Raw genomic sequence first — 18,734 nt, 5'->3', positions numbered from 1 at the left:
GACACCGGTGCGGGCGCCGGTTCCGGTGCCCACCAGTCCAGTTGCCCTCCCGGCTCGGGGTTTCTCGTCTGCTGTTGTGGCACGGCTGCTCCTGGGCCGGGGGGTTGTGACCCGACCCATCATGGGGTCGCCCGAACTCCCCAAACTCCCAACGCAGATACGTTCACTCGATGAGGTGATCGATGATCCGACAGACGCTCATCCGACTACTGCGGCGACCCGGTGATTCCGTTTCGGAAGGCGTACGCGACCGCTTGCGCACGGTCCCGCACGCCGGTCTTGGCGAAGAGATTGTTGATGTGGGTCTTCACGGTGGCCGGGCTGACGTACAGCCGGCGGGCGATCTCGGTGTTGGAGAGCCCCTGCGCGATCAGCCCCAGCACCTCCGCCTCCCGCGCGGTCAGCCCGTCCGGCAGCTCCGCCGCCGGTCCGGGCGCCGGTCCGGCCGCCGCGGCGGGGGCGTCCCCCGACAGCCGCTCCAGCAGCCTCAGCTGCACCTGCGGCGACAGCCCGGCCGCCCCCGACCGGACGTCCGCGATCGCCCGGGCGATCTCCTCGGCGCCCGCGTCCTTGGTGAGGTAGCCGCGCGCCCCGGCCCGCAGCGCCGGGAACAGCGAGTCGTCGTCGGCGTAGGTGGTGAGCACCACGACCTCGGTGCCCGGGTGGCCGGCGCGGATCCGGCGGGTCGCCTCGACCCCGTCGCAGCGCGGCATCCGCAGGTCCATCAGCACCACGTCCGGCCGGTGCCGGGCGACCAGGGCGACGGCCTCCTCGCCGTCCGCCGCCGAGCCGACCACCTCGATCCCGGGCAGCAGCCCGAGCAGCATCACGATGCCCTCGCGGACCACCGTCTGGTCGTCCGCGACCAGCACCCTGGTGACCACCGGTTCCGTCATGCCGGCACCCGCAGCAGCACGCGCCATCCTCCCTCGTGGGGGCCCGCCAGCAGGGTGCCGCCGAGCAGTTCCGCGCGTTCGCGCATACCCAGCAGACCGTACCCGCCACCGCTCGCCGCCAGGTCACCGGGCGCTTCGGCCCGGCCCGCGCGCCGGTCCCGCACCTCCAGCTCCACCTCGTCCGCCAGGTAGCGCAGTTCGACCGTGCAGCGCGCACCGGGGGCGTGCTTGCGCACATTGGTCAGCGCTTCCTGGGCCGTGCGCCGGACGGCGAGCCCCGCCTCGGCGGCCAGCGGACGCGGCGTGCCGGCCACCCCGAACCCCGCGCGCTCCGCCCCCGTCAGCTCCACCAGGTACTCGCCGACCGGGGTGAACTCGCCGCGCAGCGCGGACAGCGCCTGCCGGGTCTCGGCCAGTCCGTCCTGCGCCATCCGCCGGGCGGCCACCACCCGCTCGCGGACCTGTTCGCGGTCGGTGCCGGAGTCCAGCATCAGCCGGGCCGCCTCCAGGTGGACCAGCTGGGCGGAGAGGCTGTGCGCCAGCACGTCGTGGATCTCCCGGGCGATCCTGGCCCGTTCGGCGAGCGCGGCGCTCTCCGCCTCGGCGGCCCGGGCGGCCCGTTCCTGGTCCAGCAGCCGGCGGGCGGTGCCGCGCGCCTCGATGTCCAGCCGCAGCAGGTAGCCGAGCAGCAGCAGACCACCGACGGTCGCCGTGATGCTCAGCCAGCTCGCCCAGCTCACCGAGGCGTACGAGCCGAGCGCGGCGCCGGCCGTGAGCAGCGTGGGCCCGAGCGGCAGCCGGACCACCGCGGTCACCGCCAGCCCGTACCAGAGCACGTCGGAGAGCAGGTAGGCCTGCCCCCGGTCGGCCAGCCAGGCGGCCGTGAAGACCCCGGCGGCCAGCAGGTACGAGCGCGTCGCCCGCTGCTCCCCGCTGGCGTGCAGGTAGCCGGCGGCGAGGGCGACCGCCGCGCCCAGCCCCGCCACCGCGACCGCCAGCGCCCAGCCGGCGTACCTGCCGCCGGAGAACGTCCCCCAGCCGACGCTGACCAGGACGACGAGCCTGCCGAGCGCGGTGAGGAGCCGCCGGGGCCGGCTCCCGGCGTCGTCCCGCAGCCCCTCGCGGGACGGCCAGCGGGTCCAGTACCCCTCGGCCAAGCGTTCCTCCAGGTGGGCTCGCGACGACGGTCAGCGCGGCGCGGCGGCCGGACCCGGGGGCTCCAGGGCCCGCGCCCTCCAGTTCACCACGAGCGTGCGGACCAGCAGCAGGAGCGCCAGCCCGAGCAGCAGCGCGCTGCCCGACTGGTGCAGGTGCATGACCTCACCGATCCCGAACAGGCCGAACCTGATCGCGAGCAGCCCTCCCCAGGCGGCCGCCGTCGCCGCGGTGCCCCGGACCCAGAGCGCCCCGTCGGCCCCCCGCCAGATCCGGACGGTCCAGCCCCAGACCGAGCCCGCCGCGAGCACCGCGAGCAGCTCGCAGCCGACCAGGACGGCGGACCACGCGGTGTCCCGGCGGTCGAGCAGCTGCGGGTCGCGCAGCGCGACCGCGGCGAGGACCACCGGCAGCACCCGGAAGCGGCGTTCGGTGTCCAGCCGCCGGGCGCGCATCTGGCGCTGGAGCACCAGCACCGACACCGCGACCACCAGGGCGGCGTCGAGCAGCGCGGACATGGGCTTCTCCGTCCGGGAAGGGGCTTGCTCCGACCCCTTCGACGCTACGGATCCGGCGCCCCCGGCTGATCGGCGCCGGGGTGGACGGCGGGTGGAACCGGCAGCACGAGGGCCCTCCACCCGCGGGTGGAGGGCCCTCGTGACGGCGGGGTGCTCAGGCGTCGATGCGCGAGCGGTCCAGGGTGGCCGCCGAGTCCACGATGAACTCCTTGCGCGGCGCCACGTCGTTGCCCATCAGCAGGTCGAAGACCTTCTCGGCCTGCTCCAGGTCGCCCAGGTTGATCCGGCGCAGCGTGCGGTGGCGCGGGTCCATGGTGGTCTCGGCCAGCTGGTCGGCGTCCATCTCGCCCAGGCCCTTGTACCGCTGGACCGGGTCCTTCCAGCGCAGGCCCTTGCGCTGGAACTCCAGCAGGGTGGAGCGCAGCTCGGCGTCCGAGTAGGTGTAGTGGTACTTCTCCTGCCCGCGCTTGGGGTTGGTGAGCTCGATCCGGTGCAGCGGCGGCACGGCCGCGAAGACCCGGCCCTGCTCGACCATCGGCCGCATGTAGCGCTGAAACAGCGTCAGCAGCAGGCAGCGGATGTGCGAGCCGTCGACATCGGCGTCGGCCATGAAGATGACCCGGCCGTAGCGGGCCTGGTCGATGTCGAAGGTGCGGCCCGAGCCGGCCCCTATCACCTGGATGATCGCCGCGCACTCGGCGTTCTTGAGCATGTCGCTCACGGACGCCTTCTGCACGTTGAGGATCTTGCCGCGGATCGGGAGCAGGGCCTGGAACTCGGAGTTGCGGGCCAGCTTGGCGGTGCCGAGCGCGGAGTCGCCCTCGACGATGAACAGTTCGCTGCGGTCGACGTCGTCGCTGCGGCAGTCGGCCAGCTTGGCCGGCAGCGAGCTGGTCTCCAGCGCGGTCTTCCGGCGCTGGGCCTCCTTGTGCTGGCGGGCGGCGACCCGGGTGCGGGCGGCGGCCACGACCTTCTCCAGCACCGCCCGGGCCTGGACCTTCTCGTCCTTCTTGGCGGAGGTGAGGAAGGCCTTGAGCTCCTTGGCGACGACCGCCGCGACGATCCGGTTGGCCGCCGAGGTGCCGAGCACCTCCTTGGTCTGGCCCTCGAACTGCGGCTCGGCGAGCCGGACGGTGACCACGGCGGTGAGGCCCTCGGTGGCGTCGTCCTTGGTGATGTCGTCCTCGGCGACGCGCAGCAGCTTGCCCGCCCGCAGCGCCTCGTTGACGGTCTTGGCCAGCGAGCGCTCGAAGCCGGTGACGTGGGTGCCGCCCTTGGGGGTGGCGATGATGTTGACGAAGGAGCGCAGCGTGGTGTCGTAGCCGGCGCCCCAGCGCAGCGCGATGTCCACCCCGAGGTGCCGGGTGACCTCGGTCGGCGTCATGTGCCCGAGGTCGTCCAGGACCGGCACGGTCTCCTTGAAGGTGCCCTCGCCGTGCAGCCGCAGCACGTCGCAGATCGGCTTGTCGGGCGCCAGGAACTCGCAGAACTCGGCGATGCCGCCGTCGTAGCGGAAGGTGTTCTCCTCGACCTGCTCGCTCTCGGTGAGCCGCTCGTCACGCACCACGATGGTCAGGCCGGGCACCAGGAAGGCGGTCTGCCGGGCCCGGGCGTGCAGGTTCTCCAGGGAGAGCCTGGCGTCCTTGAGGAAGATCTGCCGGTCGGCCCAGTAGCGGATCCGGGTGCCGGTGCGGGTCTTGGGCACCTTGCGGACCCTGGTCAGCCCGTTGGCCGGCTCGAACGGGGCGTCCGGGCTGGTCTCGGTGAAGATGCCCGGGGTGCCGCGGCGGAAGCTGATCGCGTGGGTGTGGCCGCCGCGGTCGACCTCGACGTCCAGGCGGGCGGAGAGCGCGTTGACGACGGAGGCGCCGACGCCGTGCAGACCGCCGGAGGCCGCGTACGAGCCGCCGCCGAACTTGCCGCCGGCGTGCAGCTTGGTCATTACGACCTCGACGCCGGACAGTCCGGTCTTCGGCTCGACGTCCACCGGGATGCCGCGCCCGTTGTCGCGGACCTCGACCGAGGCGTCGTCGTGCAGCACGACCTCGATCCGGTCGCAGTAGCCGCCCAGCGCCTCGTCGACGGAGTTGTCGATGATCTCCCAGAGGCAGTGCATGAGACCGCGGCTGTCGGTCGAGCCGATGTACATGCCGGGGCGCTTGCGGACCGCCTCCAGGCCCTCCAGGACGAGCAGGTGCCGAGCGGTGTAGTTGGAACCGTCGTCGCCGGCCAGCAGAGCGGACGGCACGGTCGTTTCGGCACTCACGCGGCACTCTCCTCGGTCAAGTTCTGTCTCATCGGTCACATCCGGACGCGTCCGGACCGTCCGCCAGTGCAGCACACCGCACCGACAGCCGTTTCCCCTGCGTGTGCGCACCCCTCCGCTGGGTGCACAGCACGGCGGGCCGGTCCCGCGCAGCTTGTACGCGCTGCGCGAACAAGGGCCGTGCCGGATTCGGGTCGCCGGGGCTCCATCTCCTCCCGGTACCACCGCTCCTGGCGGACCGTGGGACCGGGTGCAGGCTCCGGAACTGCCGTTATGCAGGCTACCGGGGCCCGGGACGGGGCTTATGCTCCAACCCAGCAGAGGATTATGCTACGCGGACTCTCACATCCGGTTCCGATCGGGCGTTCGAGCGACGGGCGGATCCTGGGATTCGGTACGCATGAACCACCGGCCCCCGGGGCACGTCCTCATCAACACAGCAGAATCCTCAGAGAAGAAAAGCCACGAGCGGGAACGTTTTCGGCCTGGTTGGATGTTCACCCTGGTACGACAGCTCGTCGAGCTAGAGAAGAGGCGACGTGACTACTGTTCTGACACCTGCGAGCCCGCTCACCGCGGCTGACCGCTGCGACCGCTGCGGCGCCCAGGCCTACCTGCGCGTCGTACTCGCCAGCGGCGGAGAGCTGCTCTTCTGCGCCCACCACGGCCGGAAGTTCGAGCCCGAGCTCAAGAAGATCGCCGTGGAGATACAGGACGAGAGCGGCCGCCTGGGCAGCACGTCCGCCACGGCCAACGACGACGAGCGCTGATCCGCGGCGCCACCAGGAACCAGCGTCGAGCTGTGTGTCCGGCCGCGCACGGCGCGTGACCGGTGAGCCGGGTGACCGCCCCCTCGGGGGCCGGTCGCCCGGCTTCGTCGTTCCCGGGCCGGTTCCACCCACCGCCCCGGGCGCTGCCCGAACGGTCGACTCCGGGTGCCCGCCCGGCTACAGCACGGCGCGCACCGCGTCGGTGACCGAGGCGATCCGGGTGTAGACGCCGGGGTGGCCCGCCTCGGCGCAGCCCGTCCCCCAGGAGACCAGCCCGGCGAGCCGGCCGGCGACCACCAGCGGGCCGCCGCTGTCCCCCTGGCAGGCGTCCTTGCCGCCCTGCTGCTCGCCCGCGCAGACCATGCCCCGCGCGTCGAAGCGCCCGTCCGGGCCGCCCGGGTAGGCCTGGGCGCAGGTCTGGTCGGGGATGACCGGGACCTCCACGCTGCGCAGCGCGGGCGAGTAGTCGCCGCGGCCGGTGGTGTCCCCCCAGCCGTACACCTGCGCCCTGGTCCCCGGCCGGTACGGCTCCGTCTCGCCCTGGCCGACCAGCTCGATCACCGGCCGGGTGCCCTGCGACTCGGCCAGGGTGACCACCGCCACGTCGTTCATGTTGGCGGTGAAGGAGTAGCCGGGGTGGACCCAGACGCCGCGGACCGCCACCTCGCGGCCTGCCGAACCGCGCAGGTCGTCCCGGCCGACCACCACCCGCAGGCCCGGCCGGTCCACCTGGCGCCCGCTGGACTCGTCGTAGAAGCAGTGCGCCGCGGTGACCACCTTGGTCGGGGTGACCAGCGCTCCCCCGCAGAACTGCCCCGAGCGCCCGGAGCCGAACTGCTGGCGGCTGGCGAGCGCGACCATCCACGGGTGGTCGTCCGTGCTCACCGTCCCGCCGCCGACGATCCGGCCCTGCGGCCGGGCCTGGGCGGCCGGGGCCGCCGGGCCGAGGGCGAGCAGCGGCGCGGGCAGCGCGGCGAGCAGCGTCAGGACGGCGGCCCGGCGCCGCCGGGAGACCGGGCCGGCGGCCCCGGGTGCGGCGGCGGGCGCGGGGGTCGGCAGGTCGGCGCGGGTGGGCGGCACCGTGTCTCCAGGTGGCTCGGCAGCAGGCAACCGGCACAGCGTAGGTGAACCGCTACGGTCCGCGACCGCTCACCGCCGCGCCACCACCCGGACGAGCGACAACGGCCACCCGGACGCTGACGCGACCGGCCCCGAACGGCCGGAAGGCCCGGAGCACGGGGCTCCGGGCCTTCCGGCGGTACCGGCCGACCGGTACCGGGGATCGTTCGCGCCGATCAGTCCAGGTAGTCGCGCAGCACCTGGGAACGCGACGGGTGGCGCAGCTTGGACATGGTCTTGGACTCGATCTGGCGGATGCGCTCACGGGTGACCCCGTACACCTTGCCGATCTCGTCCAGCGTCTTCGGCTGACCGTCCGTCAGGCCGAAGCGCATCGAGACCACGCCGGCCTCGCGCTCGGACAGGGTGTCCAGCACCGAGTGCAGCTGCTCCTGGAGCAGGGTGAAGGAGACCGCGTCGGCCGGGACGACCGCCTCGGAGTCCTCGATGAGGTCACCGAACTCGCTGTCGCCGTCCTCGCCCAGCGGGGTGTGCAGCGAGATGGGCTCGCGGCCGTACTTCTGGACCTCGATGACCTTCTCCGGGGTCATGTCGAGTTCCTTGGCCAGCTCCTCCGGGGTGGGCTCGCGGCCCAGGTCCTGGAGCATCTGGCGCTGGACGCGGGCCAGCTTGTTGATGACCTCGACCATGTGCACCGGGATGCGGATGGTGCGGGCCTGGTCGGCCATCGCGCGGGTGATCGCCTGGCGGATCCACCAGGTCGCGTAGGTGGAGAACTTGTAGCCCTTGGTGTAGTCGAACTTCTCGACCGCACGGATCAGACCGAGGTTGCCCTCCTGGATGAGGTCCAGGAAGAGCATGCCGCGGCCGGTGTAGCGCTTGGCCAGCGAGACCACCAGGCGGAGGTTGGCCTCCAGCAGGTGGTTCTTGGCGCGGCGGCCGTCCTCGGCGATGATCTCCAGCTCGCGCTTGAGCTTGGGGGCGAGCTTGTCGGCGGCCGAGAGCTTGTCCTCGGCGAACAGGCCGGCCTCGATCCGCTTGGCGAGCTCGACCTCCTGCTCGGCGTTGAGCAGCGGGACCTTGCCGATCTGCTTCAGGTAGTCCTTGACCGGGTCGGCGGTGGCACCGGCGACGGCGACCTGCTGGGCCGGCGCGTCGTCCTCGTCGTCGTCGGAGAGGACGAAGCCCTCCGACTCCTCCTCGGGGGCGTCGCCCTCGGCACCGGCCTTGTCGCCCGGCAGGGCCACCTCTTCGAGCAGCTCCTCCTCGCCGAGCAGCTCCTCGTCGCCCTTGCCCGTCTTGGTGGCGGCGGTCTTCTTGGCGGCGGTCTTCTTGGCCGGGGCGGCGGCCTTCTTCGCGGTGGCCTTCTTGGCCGGGGCGGCCTTCTTCGCCGGAGCCGCCTTCACCTCGGCGGCCGGGGCGGTCGCCTCGGCGGTGATCTCGGCGGACACCGTGCTGACCGGCGCGGCGGCGGCCGCGACCGCCGGGGTGGAGATGGTCGCACCGGGCGCGATGCGCACGGGCGGCTTGGTCGGGGCCGACGGAGCGGCCGGGGTCCGGGTGGTGACCGCCTTGGTCGCCGTGCGCTTGGCGGGGCTCTTGGCAGCAACGCTCTTGCGCTTGGCGCCGGCCGGTTCGGCCGCGCTGACCATGAGGTCCACCCCCTCCTCAATCAGCACCTGGTTGAGGCTGCGCATGACGTTCTTCCACTTGGTGACCGGGATCTGGTCCGCCTCGAACGCCTGGCGCACGTCGTCACCGGCGATCTGCCCCTGGGCCTTGCCCCGCTCGATGAGCGCCAGCAGAGCCGCGGACTCGGCGATCTCGGGGGGAAGCGAACGGGATGTGCTGGCCGACACGAACAACCTCTCGGACGATGAGTGGACTCGAACCCGTACCGGCCGCCCGAGCGGGCGGGGAAGGAGATCGCGCGTCGGGCACGCGGTGTCGATTCCGACCGACTCGGGCTTGAGGACTGGGTTTGCAGGACGGCAGCAGCGCCGCAGACCAACACAGCATTCTGACATGTTGGGGTATTCCGGAGCTGCTTCCGCTCAGGACACATCGCTGCTACTCGTCAAGTGTTACGCATGGCCTTCGTGTCGCGGGTCACACCGGACGTGGCCCCGCGGCCCGGGGCCGGCTTCCATCATCCCCCACCCGCGCCGGAACCGTTCCTCGTGAACACGACATTCCATTCCCGGCGGCCTCCGCGAGGCGGCCGCGGACCGGTCCCGGAAACGCGGAGGCCCCCCGGCTGCACCGTGGCGGCAGCCGGAGGGCCCGGGTCGCGGAGGAGGCGGCGGATCGCCGCGGGACGGTCGCGGTCGGACGGATCATGGCGGGGCGGTCCGTGGACGGGCCGGGGGCAGGAGTGACGGCACCCGGTCGCCGAACGGTCCGCTCAGTGCTCCCGGGGAGCCGGGACGGAGGGCTCGATCTCGGGGTGGACGGTGAGCAGCGCCCGCATCGCGGTCTCGGCGGCGGTGCCGTCGCCGGTGCCGAGCGCGTCCACCAGCCGGGCGTGCAGTCCGACCGAGGGCTCCGAGGGCCGCTCGCAGGAGGTGGCCGGACCGCCGGACACCTGGAGCGCGCAGGCGACGATCCCGGAGAGGTGCTCCAGCATCCGGTTGCCCGCCAGCTGCAGCACCAGGCCGTGCAGCTCGGCGTCGGCGCGGGCGTAGGTGGCGAGGTCCGCCTGGGCGCAGGCGTGGCCCATGATCTCGACCAGCTCGGCCAGCCGCTGCTGGACGTCCTCCCGGCCGTGGCCGGCGGCCAGCCGGGAGGCCAGCGGCTCGATCGCCCAGCGGAGCTCGAACAGCTCCCGGCGCTGTTCGTCGCGCTGCGGGCCGAAGGCGCGCCACTCGATGATGTCCGGGTCGAGCAGGTTCCAGTCGCTGACCGGGCGGACCCGGGTGCCGACGTTGGGGCGGGCACTGACCAGGCCCTTGGCCTCCAGCACCCGCAGCGACTCGCGGACGACGGTGCGGGAGACCTCGAAGCGCTGGCCGATCTCCTCGGGGACGAGCGGGCGGTCGGCGCCGAGGTCGCCGGAGACGATCATCTGGCCGAGCTGCTGGACGAGCTGGCCGTGCAGGCCGCGGCCGCGGCTGCTGGTGGTCTTGCGGCCGACCCGGGCGAGGTCCGACTCGGCGCCCTCCCAGCGGGGCGCCGGCGGGGTGGGCCGGTCGGCGTAGGAGAAACGGTCCAGGTCGGCCGGGCCGGGGATGGCCCCGTCGGCGGAACGGGCGGGGGTCATGGTGGGGTGCGCAAGGGTGTTCACAGCTCCTTTGTCGGCGATCGGCGGGCGCAGCTTGAGAATTCTCGTGAAAAGCACACGAAAGGGTGATCGGCCGTGACTGGATAATTGACTTCATATCAGGGCGAAGCGCGCATTACGGTCACCCTTGGTCGATCTTGACGAACCGCCCCGCCGGGCCGGGACTCACAGCATCCGGCGCCTGACCTGCACCGCGAGGGTCACCAGCAGCAACACGAAGGCCGGCGCCGCCGCCGCGGCCAGCAGCGCCGGATCGCTCAGCACCGAACCGCCGTCCGCAACCCGGCGGTCCCCGCCGTACACCCATCCGTACGCCCACTCGATCCCGGACTGGAACGGCAGCAGCTCCGCCGCCCGGGTCGGCCAGGCGGTCCCGGTCTGCCGCAGCAGCAGCGCCACCCCGGACTCCAGCAGCGGCGGCAGCGCGCAGAGCAGCAGCACCCCGGCGACCGCGCTGCGGGTCAGCGCGGCGGTCAGCACCCCGGTCCAGCCCGCGGCGACCACCAGCAGGGCGAACGCCAGCAGCGCCGCCGGCGTCCCGGGCCCGGCCCCGAGCGCCAGCGGGGCCGGCAGCCCCGACAGTTCGGCCGGCCCGCCGAAACCGGCCGAGGCCAGTGCCCGGGCGATCCGCCCGGACAGCGCGGCCTGCTCCGGCCAGACCTCGACCGCCACCCCGGACGGCAGCGCCAGGTGCACGGTCACCGCGTCGACCAGCAGCGTCACCAGCGCCAGCGCCGCCGCGATCGCCCCGGTCACCAGCAGCTTGCCCGCCAGCAGCCGCACCCGGCGCAGATAGCCCACCTGCGAGGCCGCCAGCCCCGGGTGGCGCACCTCGTGCCCGTACGACAGCGCGCCCAGCACCCCGGCCCCCAGCGCCGCGAACGGCAGCGGCACCAGCGGCACCGCCGCCGTCAGCAGCCGCACCGCCGCCGGGCCGCCCAACTCGCCGTGGGCCGTCCGGGCCGCCAGCACACCGGCGACCGCGGCGTCGACGAGCACCACCAGGCCGAGCAGCAGCCAGGTCGAACGCAGGCCGCGCAGCCGGCGCAGCTCATAAGCCAGAACTCGCACGCTTCACTCGCTCCGAAGGTCAGAGGTCACGGGAACAACGGACCCGCCCCGGTCCGCCCCGGCGGCGCCGCCGGCCGCCTCCCCCGCGCCCTCCCGGGCCGCAGCCGGGGCAGGGGCCGGGGCCGGGGGTCCGGCGGGTGGGCGGGGGGCCTGGGGAGGGGCGGCCGACGGGTGGGCCGCAGGCGGGTGGATGGCCGGCGGACGGGCCGCCAGTGGGTGGACGGCCTGGGCATGGGCCGCCGGCGGGTGAGCCGCCGGCGGGTGAGCCGACTGGGAAGGGGCCGTCGGCGCGTGGGCGGCCCGCACATGAGCCGCAGGCAGGTCGGCAGCCTGGGAAGGGGCCGCAAGCGGGTGGATCGCCGGCGGTTGGGCCACCGGCGGGTGAGCCGGCTGGGAAGGGGCCGTCGGCGGATGGGCGGCCTGCGGATGGGCCACGGGCAGGTGGGCTGCCTGGGAAGGGGCCACGGGCGGGTGGACCGCCGGCGGACGGGCCGCCGGCGGGTGAGCCGACTGGGAACGGGCCGTCGGCGGATGGGCCACGGGCAGGTGGGCTGCCTGGGGAGGGGCCACGGGCGGGTAGACCGCCGGCGGGTGGGCGGCCTGGGGGTGGGCGGCCTGGGGGTGGGCGGCGAGTGGGCGGACGACGCGGCCCAGGCGGATGGTGTCGTCGGCCCGTGGCTCCGCGGGCTCGTCGGAGCGGCCGTCGGCCGGGCGGGCGAGGCCGGACCGGCCGTCCCGGAAGAGCCGGTCCACCGCGACGGTCGGCGAGGCCTCCTCCTCCGGCCTCCCGCCGCCCCCGGTCCCGCCCTTCCCCCGGGCCGGCGGGCGGGACCGCCCGTCCTCGGCGGCCGCGCGCCGGGAGAGGGCCCGGACGCCGCTGCGGGTGGTGAGCGCGGACAGCGCGGTCGCGGCCGAGAGGCCGGCCACCGCCGCGACCGGAAGGGCGAGGGTGGGCGCGGGGTCCTGCTCCCGTCCGGCGGCGGGGACGGACGGCCCCACCGGCGCCCGCTCCGGTGCCGTCCGCTCCGGCACGGCCTTCCCCGGTGCCGCCTGCTCCGGCGCCGACCGCGCAGCCGTCACCCGGTCCCCGGCCCGCTCCTTCGGGCCCTCCCCCGCCGGCGCGGCCCCCGACGGCCCGAGCGCTCCGGGACCGGCCTGCGCCCGGAGGTGGCCGGACCGGCCGGAGCCGGCCGGCAGGGCCGCCCGGGGGGCCGGCTGCTCGACCACCCGGTCGGCGAGCTCGTGCAGCAGGATGCCGTGCCGGTAGGCCAGTTCACCGATCTCGGTGCGCCCGATCCCGGCCACCGCGAGCCCCGCGCCACCGTCCCGGCGCACCTTCGCGCCATGGCCCGTCAGCAGGTCGGCGAGCCGGGCCATCTGCGGCCCCCGGACGGCGACCTCGGGGCTGATCCGGGTGCGCCGGAACTCCGCCACCGGCTGGTCGGCCGCCATCCGGCCCTCGTCCAGGGTGATCACCCGGTCGGCGAACCGTGCGGCCTCCTGCGGGGTGCGGGTGGTGACCAGGACCGTGCCGCCGGCGGCGCCGAACGAGCGCAGGAAGGAGTGGAACCACTCCACGTTGCGCGGGGAGAGCCCCTCGGTGGGCACGTCCAGGAGCAGCGTGCCGGGCTCGCCGAGCAGGGCCGCGGCGAGGGCGAGCCGCCGGTGCATGCCGGGCGAGAAGGTGCGCAGGCGCTGGTCGGCGACGGCCGCCAGCCGGATCTGCTCCAGGAGTTCGTCGGCCCGCCGGGCCGGCACCCCGATGGCCGCGGCCAGCATCCTGAGGTGCCCCCGGGCCTTCCGGCCGGGGTGCCCCGCGGTGTCCGGCGCCCCGGGCGTGCCGCCCGGTCCGGCGAGGACCACGCCGACCTCCTGCTCGGGCCGCCGCAGCCGGCGGTAGGTGCGGCCGCCGAAGAGCGTGACGCCCCGGCCCCGTTCGAGCTCCAGCATCAGCCGCAGTGCGGTCGTCTTGCCGGCCCCCTCGGGGCCGAGCAGTGCCGTCACCTCGCCCGGGCGGGCCTCGAAGGTCAGGTCCAGCACGGCCGGCGGAGCACCCCGGCGGTAGACCTTGGTCAGTCCGGTGATCTGGATCATCGCTGGCTGCTCCCATGCCCTCGGCCGCTGGTCCGTGCGGCGCCGGGTCGCGCCCGCACGGTTCCGCGCCAGCACATTAGGGGTCCGCGGCGGCGATTCCGGGCATTGCGGGAGCGGCACGGGCGCACCGCCCGCACACCTCACCCGATCAGGGGACAATCCGATCCTGCGACCGAGACGTCCGGGGTCGCCGGCCGTGCCGGTCCCGGGCTCCGGAGAAGGGGGTTCAGGACTCCGGGCGCAGCATCGGCGGGTTGAGCACATTGGCCCCGCCGGAGGTGAACAGCTGGGCCGGACGCCCGCCCTGACGGGTCGTCGTGCCACCCGAGGGCAGCAGGAAGCCGGGGGTGCCGGTCACCTTGCGGTGGAAGTTCCGCGGGTCGAGGACCACGCCCCAGACCGCCTCGTAGACCCGGCGCAGCTCACCGACGGTGAACTCGGCCGAGCAGAAGGCCGTCGCGAGCGAGGAGTACTCGATCTTGGAGCGGGCGCGTTCCACCCCGTCCGCCAGGATCAGCCCGTGGTCGAAGGCGAGCGGGACGCCGTCGGCCGGGTTCGGGCCGAGGAGTTCGGTGACCGGGGCCCAGCGGGCGCTGCTGGCGTCGCCGCCGGCGCGCGGGGTCGGCAGGTCGGGCGCGAGCACCAGGTAGGCCACGCTGACCACCCGCATCCGGGGGTCGCGCTGGGGGTGGCCGTAGGTGGCGAGCTGTTCGAGGTGGGCACCGGCGGTGCCGGGCCCGGCCGCGTCGTGGCCGGGGGCGGAGTGGGCGCGCAGGCCGGTCTCCTCGGCCAGCTCCCGCGAGGCGGCCTCGGCCAGCCCCTCGTCGGGGCGCACGAATCCCCCGGGGAGCGCCCAGTAGCCCTGGTAGGGCGGCTCGCCCCGGCGGACCAGCAGGGCACAGAGCGCGTGCTCGCGCACCGTCAGCACGACCAGGTCGACCGTGACTGCGAACGGGGGGAAGGCCGACGGGTCATAACGCGACATGGCGACGATCATAGTCGTCTCTCTGACGATAAGCACAGGCCCGTGTACGGGCCGTGCTGTCCCGGCCGTCCGCGCCTCCACCCCACGCCGCTTGCCCCGCGCGGGCCGGTGGAGCCGGCCCGCGCCCGGGCGGCGGGGGCGGAGGCGACGTCAGCGCGCCACCAGCTGGAGCTCCGCGGACGCCTCCTCCACCATCGCCACGCCGATCCGGCTGACCCGGACCGAGAACGGCTCGCCGGCCACCCGCAGCCCCGTCAGTTCCAGCTCCCCGAGCGGAGCCGTGCTGGCCGGGCGGACCAGCACCCGCCCGCCGGGGACGTCCGGCCTGACCCCGGCGAGCGCGAACACCGCGTGCGCGGCACCGGCGGCCGAGACCGCCGCCGGCCGGCAGGCCCCCGGGTGCGGCACCGGCGGGCAGCCGGGCGTCCACTGCTCCCCCGCGTACATCTCGGGCAGCCGCCCCTCGAAGTGGGCGGCGGCGGCGAGCAGGCCCTCCAGCAGGGCGCCGGCCTCGTTCTCGTGGCCGGCCTCCGCGAGCCCGGCGACGGCGAGGGCGGTCTCGTGGACGCGCACCGCCCCGCTGCGGTGGCCCAGCGGGTTGAACCGGGGCGACTTGGCGCTGAGCGTGCGCAGCCCCCAGCCGCTGTCGAGCTCGGGCGCGGCCAGCCGCTGGGCGAGCAGCCTGGTCTGCTCGCGGTCCAGCAGGCTCTCGTGCCGGCCGCCGTCGGCGGACAGGCCCGGGTCGAGGAGGTGGACCAGTGACGCGGCGACGGCCGGCAGCGGCTGGCCGCCCGGGGCGAGCCCGGCGGCGGGGCGGCCGCCGGAGAGGTCGTCCACCCAGAACCGTTCGCGGAACCGGCCGCGCAGGGCGGCCGCCCAGCCGCGCCACTCCTCCGCGCCGGGCCGTCCGAAGGCCTCCAGGAGGTCGGCGCCGTGCAGGGCGGCCCGGTGCGCCTGGGCCTGCACCTCGGCGCGGGCCGGAACCGGGTGGGCCGAGCGCTCCTCGACGGGCCGGCTCAGGTCGGTGACGAAGCCGTCCACCAGGCCGTCGCGCAGCGCGCCGAGCGCGCGCTCGGCGGCCGGGAGGAGTTCGGCCGCCTCCGCCCGGGGCAGACCCCAACGCCAGGCCTCGGCCAGCACGGTGACGAACAGCAGGGTCGCCTCGGTGGCGGTGCAGGTCGGCGGCAGCTCGGGGCCGCCGTGCCGCAGCGCGCCGGGGAGCAGCCCCTCGGGGCGGTGCGGGCCCTGGCCGGGGGCGGCGGCGGGCTGCTGACGGCGGGCCAGGGCGCGCAGGGTGCCGGCGGCGAGCCGGGTGCCGAGCGGCAGGGTCAGCCTCGCCGCCCAGAGCGCGTCGGCCGGGGCGAGGCCGAACCTCCAGGGTGCACCGGAGGCCAGGTAGAGGTCGGTGGGCCGGTCGGGGTCGGCGAACAGCAGCCCGCCGAGGGCGTCCAGGGAGCGCGACACCACCAGCGCCGCGCGGGGGTCGTCGCAGCGCACCTCGGGCTCGGCCCACGGGAGCGGGACCCCGGCGCCGCGGCCGCCCGGCGGGCGGGGTCCGGGGGCCGTGGTCTCCAGCCCGGCCCGCAGCTCCACCGACCAGCGCGCCCCCGGCTGGACCTCCAGGTCCCAGCGCAGCACGCCGGCTCCGGCCAGCACGGCGTGCGGCGAGGGCTGGGCGCTGACCGTGGCGCTGTGGGTCGGCCCCGCCCAGCGCAGCCCGGCGGACTGCACCTGGCCCGGCAGGTCCGGCGGCCGGTGGCCGGCGGCGATCTCGCCGACCGGGCCGAGGTCGGTGGCGAGCGCGATCTCCAGCGGCAGCCGGGCCGGGCGGCTGCCGGCGTTGCGCACCGTGACGGTCTCGACGCCGTCGGCGTGGCGCAGCCGCTCGACGGTGAGCGCCGGGTCCGGGTCGAGGTCGCCGGGCAGCCGGACGGCGCCCAGGAAGCGGGCCTGGGCCGCCGAGGTCAGGGTGCCCTGGAGCGGCAGCGGCTCGACCCCGCCGAGGCGCACCTCCATCCGGGCCACCACCCGGACACCGGAGCGGTAGAAGCCGTGCAGGCCGTGTCCGCGCAGCTGGCCGTCGGGGCCCGAGGCCGCCATCGCGGGCGCGTTCACGCAGAGCACCGCGTGGTGGGTGGCGGCCGGCTGCGGGCGCGGCGGCACGGGCCTGGCCGGGCCGCCGGGGGCGGCCGGCTGGGCCTGGTCCGGCCGGCCCGCCGGTCTGGGCGCGCCGACCACACTCTCGGCGGGTGCGGCCTGTGGCGGCCTCATCGCGGTCACCGGACTCTCCTCCCCTCGGCGGTCCGGTGGCCGGTCAGGGCCGATGGGCCGCGAGCATGTTCGATCGCGTGCGTGCTGCTGCCGGGCCGGCGGACACCCCGCCGGCCACTGTGCCGTGTCTGGCCGTACCCGGTGCCGGGCCGTGCCAAGCGGCGCGCGGTACCGCGTCGGTACCGGCTCCGCGTCGTTCGTTCCCCGGGCGTCGTCGCGCCCGGCCGTCACCGTGCCTCCGGCGCACCGCCGGGCCCCGCGGGACGGTCCGCCCCCGGGCACAGGGCCCCCGGGGTGAACGCCGGAGACCGGCGGCAGGTCACGCCCGCCGGGTCGTCCCGGGTCGGGTCACCGCCCGGGCGCCGCGGCCGCCGGCCGGACCGCCGCCACTGCCGGCCCGTCGTCCCCGGCCGCACGGGCCGCCGGGTGGGCGGTCGCGGGCGGCGGCCGCCGGGGCGGCCCCGGGCCGCGGCCAGGATACGGTGCGGGGGTCGCGGCCCCGCCACCGGCAACCCCGGCCGGGGCCGGCGCGACCGCTGTGACCAGCAGAGACCGAGGAGTTGTATGTCCACCGCCAGCCGGCTGCCCGGGATTGAGTTCACCGACCACGTCTTCCGGGTGCCGCTCGACCACGCCGCCCCGCAGGCCGAGCAGATCGAGGTGTACGCCCGTGAGGTGGTCGCCTCCGGCCGCGCCGAGGACACCGGTCTGCCGTGGCTGCTCTTCCTCCAGGGCGGTCCGGGCGGCAAGGCCGGCCGCCCGCTCGGCCGGGACGGCTGGCTGGAGCGCGCGCTCGACGACTACCGGGTGCTCCTGCTCGACCAGCGCGGCACCGGGCGGTCCACGCCGGCCACCCGGCAGACGCTGGCGCGCCGCGGCGGCGCCGAGGAGCAGGCCGACTACCTCGCGCACTTCCGGGCCGACTCGATCGTGCGGGACGCCGAGCTGATCCGCCGCCGGCTGCTCGGCGACGACCGCCGGTGGAGCGTGCTCGGCCAGAGCTTCGGCGGCTTCTGCACCCTCACCTACCTCTCGACCGCCCCCGAGGGACTCGACCAGGCCTTCATCACCGGCGGGCTGGCCGGGCTGCGCAGCTCCGCCGACGACGTCTACCGGGCCGCCTACCCGCGCGTCGTCCGCAAGAACGAGGGCCACTACGCGCGCTTCCCGCAGGACGTCGAGGCGGTGCGCCGGATCGCCGCGCACCTCGCCGACGCCCCCGCCGTCCTGCCCGACGGCGGACGGCTCACCGTCGAGGCGTTCCAGGCCCTCGGGATGCTGCTCGGCGGCGGCAGCGGCTCCGGGACCCTCCACTACCTGCTGGAGGAGGCCTGGGTGGAGGGCACGGCCGGTCCCGAGCTCTCCGACACCTTCCTCGCCGGCGCCCAGGCGCAGCTCTCCTTCGCGCAGGGCCCGCTCTACGCCGTCCTCCATGAGTCGATCTACGGCCAGCGCTCGGTGGACCCGGCCGGCACCGGCTGGTCCGCCGCGCGCGTCCGCGCGCAGTTCCCGGAGTTCGACGCCCGGGCGGCGCTGGAGTCCGGGGCGCCGGTGCTGTTCACCGGGGAGATGATCTACCCCTGGATGTTCGACACCGACCCGGCGCTGCGCCCGCTGAAGGAGACCGCGGAGCTGCTCGCCGCCCGCGCCGACTGGCCCGACCTCTACGACCCCGCCCGGCTGGCCGCCAACGAGGTGCCGGTGGTGGCGGCGGTCTACCACGACGACATGTACGTCGACACCGCCGATTCGCTGGAGACCGCGCGGTCCGTTCGGGGGCTGCGGACCTGGATCACCAACGAGTGGGAGCACGACGGCCTGCGGGTCAGCGGGGGCAAGGTGCTCGACCGTCTGATCGCGATGGCGCGCGGCGAGGCGTAGTGCCCCGCCGGAGGCGGCCACCGGGCGGAACCGGCCCGGCCGGGGCTTCCCCGGCCGCCCCGGAGGACGGCCGGGGAAGCCGGTCCGGTGGCGGGCGGACCGGCCCGGTCCGCCCGCCGGGGCCGTCAGGACGTCACCTCCCATGACGCTCCGCCGCCGTGCCCCGCGCGCGCCGGGCCCGGCTCCGCCGGCAGCCGCCCGCCGGGGAGGGCGCCGGCCAGGGCGCCGGGCGGCCGATCCGCGCCGCGCGAAGGGCGCGCTGCCGCTCCGGCGGCCGGCACCCCGCCGGCCGGGCGGTGCGGCAGCGGGCCGCGGCCGCATCCGTGCACCCCGCCCGCGCGGTGGGGGCCACGGTGCCTCCGCCCGCCCCGGGGGCGCCACCGCCGCCGTCACCGTCCCGCCCCGGCGGCGCCCCGGCCGGGCGGCCGGGGCCGGCGGGTTCCCCGGGCACCCGCCCGGGCCCGGAC

At 75.7% G+C, this 18,734-nt stretch carries 13 protein-coding genes; 2 read left to right on the top strand and 11 right to left on the bottom strand.

Going from position 1 to position 18,734, the window contains the following annotated elements:
• Positions 1–206: 206 nt before the first annotated feature.
• The 4 genes from ACFVVL_RS32630 to ACFVVL_RS32615 all read right to left on the bottom strand — a co-directional run bounded on the left by ACFVVL_RS32630 (position 207) and on the right by ACFVVL_RS32615 (position 4,835).
• Positions 207–896, bottom strand: a complete 690-nt coding sequence (locus ACFVVL_RS32630; protein WP_380295755.1) for a response regulator — start codon at positions 894–896, stop codon at positions 207–209.
• Positions 893–2,053: a sensor histidine kinase gene (locus ACFVVL_RS32625; protein WP_387681653.1), complete on the bottom strand. Its 1,161-nt coding sequence runs from the start codon at positions 2,051–2,053 to the stop codon at positions 893–895. Before ACFVVL_RS32625 ends, ACFVVL_RS32630 begins: the two co-directional genes overlap by 4 nt.
• A gap of 30 nt (positions 2,054–2,083) precedes the next feature.
• Positions 2,084–2,569: a DUF1453 domain-containing protein gene (locus ACFVVL_RS32620; RefSeq protein ID WP_387681650.1), complete on the bottom strand. Its 486-nt coding sequence runs from the start codon at positions 2,567–2,569 to the stop codon at positions 2,084–2,086.
• Between the two features lie 154 nt (positions 2,570–2,723).
• Positions 2,724–4,835, bottom strand: a complete 2,112-nt coding sequence (locus ACFVVL_RS32615; protein ID WP_380295760.1) for a type IIA DNA topoisomerase subunit B — start codon at positions 4,833–4,835, stop codon at positions 2,724–2,726.
• A gap of 539 nt (positions 4,836–5,374) precedes the next feature.
• Here ACFVVL_RS32615 and ACFVVL_RS32610 point away from each other — a divergent pair.
• On the top strand, positions 5,375–5,605 hold the full coding sequence (locus ACFVVL_RS32610) for a hypothetical protein (protein WP_380623529.1): 231 nt from the start codon (positions 5,375–5,377) through the stop codon (positions 5,603–5,605).
• Between the two features lie 177 nt (positions 5,606–5,782).
• Here the strand turns inward: ACFVVL_RS32610 and ACFVVL_RS32605 are convergent, their stop codons facing one another.
• The 7 genes from ACFVVL_RS32605 to ACFVVL_RS32575 form a co-directional block, all read right to left on the bottom strand.
• Positions 5,783–6,592, bottom strand: coding sequence for a S1 family peptidase (locus ACFVVL_RS32605; protein WP_380295772.1), 810 nt, complete (start codon positions 6,590–6,592; stop codon positions 5,783–5,785).
• A 308-nt stretch (positions 6,593–6,900) separates the two neighbouring features.
• The gene (locus ACFVVL_RS32600; RefSeq protein ID WP_380295763.1) at positions 6,901–8,544 is read right to left on the bottom strand and encodes an RNA polymerase sigma factor; all 1,644 of its coding nucleotides are present in this window, start codon (positions 8,542–8,544) and stop codon (positions 6,901–6,903) included.
• A 545-nt stretch (positions 8,545–9,089) separates the two neighbouring features.
• Positions 9,090–9,968 (bottom strand): FadR/GntR family transcriptional regulator, encoded by an 879-nt coding sequence (locus ACFVVL_RS32595; RefSeq protein WP_387681646.1) that lies wholly within the window; start codon positions 9,966–9,968, stop codon positions 9,090–9,092.
• Positions 9,969–10,130: 162 nt separating this feature from the next.
• Positions 10,131–11,036 (bottom strand): hypothetical protein, encoded by a 906-nt coding sequence (locus ACFVVL_RS32590; RefSeq protein ID WP_387681643.1) that lies wholly within the window; start codon positions 11,034–11,036, stop codon positions 10,131–10,133.
• A gap of 3 nt (positions 11,037–11,039) precedes the next feature.
• Positions 11,040–13,130 carry an ATP-binding cassette domain-containing protein gene (locus ACFVVL_RS32585; protein ID WP_387681640.1) on the bottom strand — a complete coding sequence of 697 codons (2,091 nt, stop codon included), beginning with the start codon at positions 13,128–13,130 and terminating at the stop codon, positions 11,040–11,042.
• Between the two features lie 226 nt (positions 13,131–13,356).
• Positions 13,357–14,115 (bottom strand): NUDIX domain-containing protein, encoded by a 759-nt coding sequence (locus ACFVVL_RS32580; protein ID WP_380295769.1) that lies wholly within the window; start codon positions 14,113–14,115, stop codon positions 13,357–13,359.
• A gap of 150 nt (positions 14,116–14,265) precedes the next feature.
• The gene (locus ACFVVL_RS32575; protein ID WP_387681708.1) at positions 14,266–16,386 is read right to left on the bottom strand and encodes a glycogen debranching N-terminal domain-containing protein; all 2,121 of its coding nucleotides are present in this window, start codon (positions 16,384–16,386) and stop codon (positions 14,266–14,268) included.
• Between the two features lie 564 nt (positions 16,387–16,950).
• On the opposite strand from ACFVVL_RS32575, the gene ACFVVL_RS32570 reads away from it, so the two are divergent.
• Positions 16,951–18,267 (top strand): alpha/beta fold hydrolase, encoded by a 1,317-nt coding sequence (locus ACFVVL_RS32570; protein ID WP_387681637.1) that lies wholly within the window; start codon positions 16,951–16,953, stop codon positions 18,265–18,267.
• Positions 18,268–18,734 lie beyond the last annotated feature (467 nt).

The organism is Kitasatospora sp. NPDC058115 (assembly GCF_042884635.1).
GTDB lineage: Bacteria > Actinomycetota > Actinomycetes > Streptomycetales > Streptomycetaceae > Kitasatospora.
This window is presented reverse-complemented; position numbering and strand designations above follow the sequence as displayed.